The following is a 5,468-nucleotide window of genomic DNA, read 5'->3' as shown; positions in this document are numbered from 1 at the left end:
CACGATGGCCGGGCGGCGGGCTCGGCCTCGAGGCCGAGGCGCTCGGCGGGACCGGAGGCCGCCAGCTGGGCGTCGGCTGGGAGCGCCACGAGGGCGAAGGCGGCGAGAAAGACAGCGCGCATGGCGTGGATCGAGGGCGGGCGTTTAAGGTAGGCCACGCGCACACGTCCCACACCAGGGGCGACCCGGTCTGCCTCGAGGGAGATTGCGACCTCGAGGGCGTCCGAACACCCTCCGTCCGCTGGCGCGGCCACCTCCCTCGAGGGAGGTTGTGTGGTGTAGTACTCTCTGGGATGAGCAGAGGCTTCCAACCGTACGAGAGACGACTGGTCCCGCTCGCCCGTGGACTCCGTCGTCGGATGACAATTCCCGAGCGACGGCTATGGGCTCGGCTACGCCGTCGCGCCCTCGGCATCAGGTTCCTCCGCCAACGTCCCGTCGGCTCGTATATCGTTGACTTCCTCGCTCCCGACGCCCGACTTGTCCTCGAGGTCGACGGCAGAAGCCACGACGGACGCGGTCTTGAGGACGAGACAAGACAAAGCACGCTCGAAGCCCTCGGGCTCACAGTGCTCCGGGTCACCAACGACGACGTCCTGCAGAACCTCGAGAGCGTCGTCGACCAGATCCGACTCGTCCTCGAGGATTTAGCAGACGACGAACCCCAACCCGACTCGCCCCCTTGAGGGGGCTCCCGCGAAGCGGGTGGGGGTGTTCGGCCACCCTCGAGGACGCTACGCGCCCGCCAGCTCGGCCTCGAGTTGCTGCTTCCGGTAGAGCGTCGCGTACTGCCCGCCAGCCTCCACCAACTCGTCGTGGGTGCCGTGCTCCGCGACGCGACCGGCCTCGAGGACGAGGATCTGATCAGCGTCCTGAACGGCTGAGATCCGGTGGCTCACCACCACGACGGTCCGCTTGCCGAAGTGCGACCGCAGGTTGCCCAGGATGATCGCCTCCGTCCGCGTGTCGACCGCGCTCAACGCGTCGTCGAAGATCAGGATCGGCGGGCGGCGGATGAGCGCGCGGGCTATGGCCGTCCGTTGCTTCTGGCCGCCCGAGAGCGTGATGCCGCGCTCGCCGACGCGCGTTTCGAACCCGCGAGGAAAGCCCTCCACGTTGGCGAGGAGGTCGGCTTCGACGGACGCGTCGCGGATCGCCTGCTCCTCAGCGTCCGGCACGCCGAACGCGATGTTGTTGCCGACCGTGTCCGAGAACAGAAACACCTCTTGGGGCACGTAGCCGATGGCGCCGCGTAGCGCCTGCAACGGCATCTCGCGCACGTCGCGCTCGTCCACGCGGACCGTCCCGTTCGTGGGGTCGGTGAGCCGTGGGATCAGTTCCACCAGCGTCGACTTGCCCGAGCCCGTCCGGCCCACGATCCCCAACGACGAGCCGGCCGGCACGTCGAACGAGACGCCATCGAGGACGGCCGGGCCGTCCGGCGTGTACCGGAACGTCACGTCTTGGAAGGTCACGCGACCCTCGACCGTCGCGGAGGCGCCCTCGAGGTCGGCGTCGCCTGCGTCCTCGAGGACGACCGGGCTGGCGACGGCCGGGCGCGTGTCCATGATCTCGTTGATCCGCGACATCGAGGCCGAGGCCTGCTGGACCATCGACACGACGTAGCCGAACGACGCGACGGGCCACGTCAGGTTGGCGACGTAGATGATGAACTCGGCGATGTTGCCCAACGAGAGCTGGCCCTGAATCACGAGTTGACCGCCCACGCCGACGACCAAGACCGTGCTCGTCCCGATCAACACCATCAGGACCGGTCGGAACGCGGCGTCCACCTTGGCGAGCGAGAGCGCCTTGTCCTGGTAGTCCTCGCTCGCATCGTCGATGCGCCGGCCCCACGTCTCCTCCTGCGTATAGGCCTTGACGACGCGGATCCCGCTGAGCGCCTCCTGGACGCGACTCGTCAATCCCGAGTACGCCTTCTGCTGCCGGTCCGTGCGGACGTGGACCAGGCGGCTCACGAAGAAGACCGCGACGGCCAAAACGGGCATCGGCAGGATGGCCCAGAACGTCAGCGTCGGCGAGATGGCCAGCATGAACGTCAGCGCCGCCACGATCGCGGCGATGGCCCGGGCGATGTACATCAGCGCCGGTCCGACGTAGCGCCTCACCTTCTCGACGTCGCTCGTCGCTCGCGTCATCACGTCACCGGTCGCGAAGCGGTGGTAGAAGCTGCCCGAGAGCTTCTGCAGGTGCGCGTAGATCCGGTTGCGCAAGTCGTACTCGATGTTGCGGCTCGCGACCACGACCAGCCGCCGCATCAAAAACATGAACAGCCCCGACACGAGGGCGAGCGCGACGATCATGCCGCCCAGCAGCACCAGCGCCCACCGGAAGTCGTCGAAGAGCGCCGGTCCGGCCGACGTCCCGGCCGCGTAGCCCTGGACCGCGACCATCCGCGGGATCGCGTCGATGGCCTCGCGGACCAGGCCCGGGATGAACAGCGCGAACAGCGCCGACGCGAGCGCGCACAGGAGACCGGGACCGAGGGTCCAGCGGTAGCGCCAGAGGTCGGCGTCGAGGCGGCGGAGGGGGGAAGCCATCCACGCCCTACGCCCAGCCCAAGCGCCAGGTCCCCATCTCGCCAGACCGAGGCATCAGACGGCTCTGCCGGTGCCGAGCCGTCCTCGAGGGCGTCCTAGCTTTGAAGCAGCGTGATCGCCTGCTTGGTCTCGGCCATCGCGGCCTCGACGACGTCCTGCGGCGCCTGGCCGGCGTCTCGGACGGCGACCTCGACGTGGTCCCACGATGTCGCGAGCGCCCCGAGCCCCACGTTCGAGGCGCTCCCCTTCAGCTTGTGAGCCGCTGATGCCAACGTGCCCCAATCTGCCCCCTGGTAGGCCGTCGTCGCCTCGACGACCGCGTCCTCCGACGACGTCACGAACGAATCGACAAGGTCGACGACAAACTCTTCGTCGTCCTCTCCTAGGAGCGCGCGGACGTGGGCGCGGACGTCGTTGCGGAGCGAGGCCGCGAGGTCGTCTTCGTCGTGGCCGGAGCGGGGGCGGATCATCAGAGCAGGCTCGGCGAGCGGAGGAGGAGAAAGGGCCTCCCGAAGCATCGCGATCGAGAGCGGTTTGTTGTAGAAGTCGTCGAAGCCTGTCGCGAGCATCCGCTCGCGCGTGCCGCTGACGGCGTGAGCGGTCACGGCGACGATACGAGGACACTCGTCTGGGGGCAAGAGCGCGCGGATCGCCCGCAACGCCTCGATGCCGTCCATGACCGGCATTTGGATGTCCATCAGCACCACGTCGTAGGACTTCGACGTCGCAGCCTGGACCCCGAGTTGACCGTTCACCACGGCGTCGGCCTCGATGCCGATGTGCCGGAGCATCGAGAGGGCGACCAAGCGGTTGGTCGGGTCGTCCTCGACGAGGAGGACCGACAAGCCGTCGGGCAGAGCGAGAGAATCGGCCATGGTGGGAGGTAGCTAGTGGACGTATCGAGCGATCCAGCGAGCCATTAAGCCCTCGCAGATCATTCGCAGACTTTGCTTCCCCTTCCCTAGACCTCGAGGACGCGAACGTCCGTCTGCACCTCGGCCTTGGGAATCAGAGCGGGCCAGTACGCGATGACCTCGCTCGGACGCGGTCTCCCGCCGGCAAAGCCCGTCACGGCGCTCGGGCCGGTCAAGATCAGCGGGGCGATCTCGCGCCCGAACTGCTCTACGGCGCCTTTGTCTTGGCTCCGCACCGAGATGCGAAGCTGCACCTCGTCGAGGTCGGCCTCGAGGGCGGGGTCCCCTCCCCTCTCGCTCAGCGCACCGGCGCCGATGATCTCGGAGCGGACCTCGTCGAACTCCAACCCGAGCGCGTCCAGGCGGTCGCTCAGGATCTGGGCCGCGGACCGCGCCTTCTTGGCCGCGTCGGGCCAGGCGTAGACGAGGGTCGAGGTCGCCTTCCAGCCGTCGGAGTAGGCGGCGGAGACTTTCAGGAACTCGGTGTCCTCCGTCCCCCGGATGCTGCTGACGTGGACGCGGTCGCCGCCCTGGTCCTCGAGGACGATCGACGTAAAGTCGGCGACGACGTCGGGCGTGATGTAGTCGGTCGGGTCGCCGATCTCGTAGAGAAGCTGCTCCGCGACTGTCCCGCGCGAGACCAACCCGCCGGTGTTGTCGTGCTTGGTGACCACGAATGAGCCGTCGGCCGACACCTCGGCGATGGGGAAGCCGATGTTGGCCATGTCGGGGACTTCGTCCCAGTCGGTAAAGTTGCCGCCGGACGACTGGGCGCCGCACTCCAGGATGTGGCCCGCGACCGTCCCAGCCGCCATCTTGTCCCAGTCGGTCCACTCCCATCCGAAGTGGTCTACGAGCGGCGCGAGTGTGAGCCCGGTGTCGGTCGTGCGCCCGGTGACCACGACATCGGCTCCCATCGCCAGAGCCTCGGCGATGGGCTGGGCGCCGAGGTACGCGTTAGCGCTCACGATTTGGTCCAAGACGTCGGCCAACGGCTGGCCGGTCTCCATGTGCTTGAGTTCGACGCCGCGCGAGACCAAGTCCTCGAGCCGGTCCAACAAGTCGTCGCCGGTGACGACGGCCACCTTGAGGCCGGTCGCGCCACGTTTGCGGGCGCCCTCGACGATGGCTTGGGCACACGCGACGGGGTTCACGCCGCCGGCGTTGGAGATGACCTTGAAGCCCTTCTCCTTGATGTCGGGCGCTAACTCGGTCACGACCTCGACGAAGTCGCGCGCGTAGCCCTTGGACGGGTCGCGGAGCTTCTGCTTCTGCATGATCGACATGGTCACCTCGGCGAGGTAGTCCATGACGAGGACGTCGATGGGACCGCGGCGGGCCTGGTCGATGGGCGCGCGCTGGAGGTCGCCCCAGAAGCCTTGGCCGGACGCGATGCGGAGGGGTGTGGACATAGTCAAAAAGGTGCGCCCCGGCGTGTCCCGGAACCGCTTTCAGAAGCTACGGCCTCGAGGTCGGCGTCCTCGAGGGCAGACGGGGAAGCGGAAGTGGAGACGGGGGGCGATCTCGAGGGGCGCCTTTGGTCGGCCTCGAGGACTGACCCCGAGGACGGCCGCTACACCAGCGGAAAGCGGACGACGACCTCGGTCCCGCCACTGTCTGGCGCCTCGACCTCGAGGGTGCCGCCCAGCCGCCGCGCGCGGTACCGCATCGTCCGCAGCCCGAGCCCACTCTCGCCCTCGAGGGCGGCGTCGGTGATCCCGGTCCCGTCGTCGGCGACGTGGACCTCCGCCGTGCCGTCGTCGTGGTGGACCTCGATGAAGACGGACTTCGCGCGCCCGTGCCGGGCCGCGTTCGAGACCGCCTCCTGGACGATCCGGTAGACGTGGCCGGCCCGGTCGCCGTCGACCTCGAGGGCGCGGTCGGCCAGGAACGAGCACGAGATCCCGTAGGCCTCGGAGACGTCGTCGGCGAGATGGGCGAGCGCGTCGGTGATCCCCCCGTCGGCGTCGGTGATCGGCGAGAGCCCCCGGGC

The 5,468-nt window shown here is 68.5% G+C and carries 5 protein-coding genes; 1 reads left to right on the top strand and 4 read right to left on the bottom strand.

Features of this window, described 5'->3' with window-relative positions:
• Positions 1 to 293 precede the first annotated feature (293 nt).
• Complete coding sequence (locus WBA11_RS02900) at positions 294 to 686, top strand: endonuclease domain-containing protein (protein WP_424519224.1); 393 nt, start codon at positions 294 to 296, stop codon at positions 684 to 686.
• A 48-nt stretch (positions 687 to 734) separates the two neighbouring features.
• Here WBA11_RS02900 and WBA11_RS02895 read toward each other — a convergent pair whose 3' ends face one another.
• From WBA11_RS02895 to WBA11_RS02880, 4 genes are all read right to left on the bottom strand, one after another.
• The gene (locus tag WBA11_RS02895) at positions 735 to 2,561 is read right to left on the bottom strand and encodes an ABC transporter ATP-binding protein (protein ID WP_424519223.1); all 1,827 of its coding nucleotides are present in this window, start codon (positions 2,559 to 2,561) and stop codon (positions 735 to 737) included.
• A gap of 95 nt (positions 2,562 to 2,656) precedes the next feature.
• Positions 2,657 to 3,436 (bottom strand): response regulator, encoded by a 780-nt coding sequence (locus WBA11_RS02890; RefSeq protein ID WP_424519222.1) that lies wholly within the window; start codon positions 3,434 to 3,436, stop codon positions 2,657 to 2,659.
• Positions 3,437 to 3,522: 86 nt separating this feature from the next.
• The gene (locus tag WBA11_RS02885) at positions 3,523 to 4,887 is read right to left on the bottom strand and encodes an acyclic terpene utilization AtuA family protein (RefSeq protein ID WP_424519221.1); all 1,365 of its coding nucleotides are present in this window, start codon (positions 4,885 to 4,887) and stop codon (positions 3,523 to 3,525) included.
• 161 nt (positions 4,888 to 5,048) lie between these two features.
• On the bottom strand, positions 5,049 to 5,468 hold a 420-nt coding region (locus WBA11_RS02880; protein WP_424519220.1), incomplete at its 5' end, for a sensor histidine kinase.

Source organism: Rubrivirga sp. (assembly GCF_049648075.1).
In the GTDB taxonomy this organism is placed as follows: Bacteria; Bacteroidota; Rhodothermia; order Rhodothermales; family Rubricoccaceae; genus Rubrivirga.
Note: the sequence above shows the minus strand (reverse complement) of the source record. Positions and strands in the feature narration are given on the sequence as shown.

What these genes read in the sequence shown, in the direction of transcription:
- WBA11_RS02900 (WP_424519224.1), top strand. Translation starts at nt 294, where the DNA reads ATGAGCAGAGGCTTCCAACCGTACGAGAGACGACTGGTCCCGCTCGCC.
- WBA11_RS02895 (WP_424519223.1), bottom strand. Translation starts at nt 2,561, where the DNA reads ATGGCTTCCCCCCTCCGCCGCCTCGACGCCGACCTCTGGCGCTACCGC.
- WBA11_RS02890 (WP_424519222.1), bottom strand. Translation starts at nt 3,436, where the DNA reads ATGGCCGATTCTCTCGCTCTGCCCGACGGCTTGTCGGTCCTCCTCGTC.
- WBA11_RS02885 (WP_424519221.1), bottom strand. Translation starts at nt 4,887, where the DNA reads ATGTCCACACCCCTCCGCATCGCGTCCGGCCAAGGCTTCTGGGGCGAC.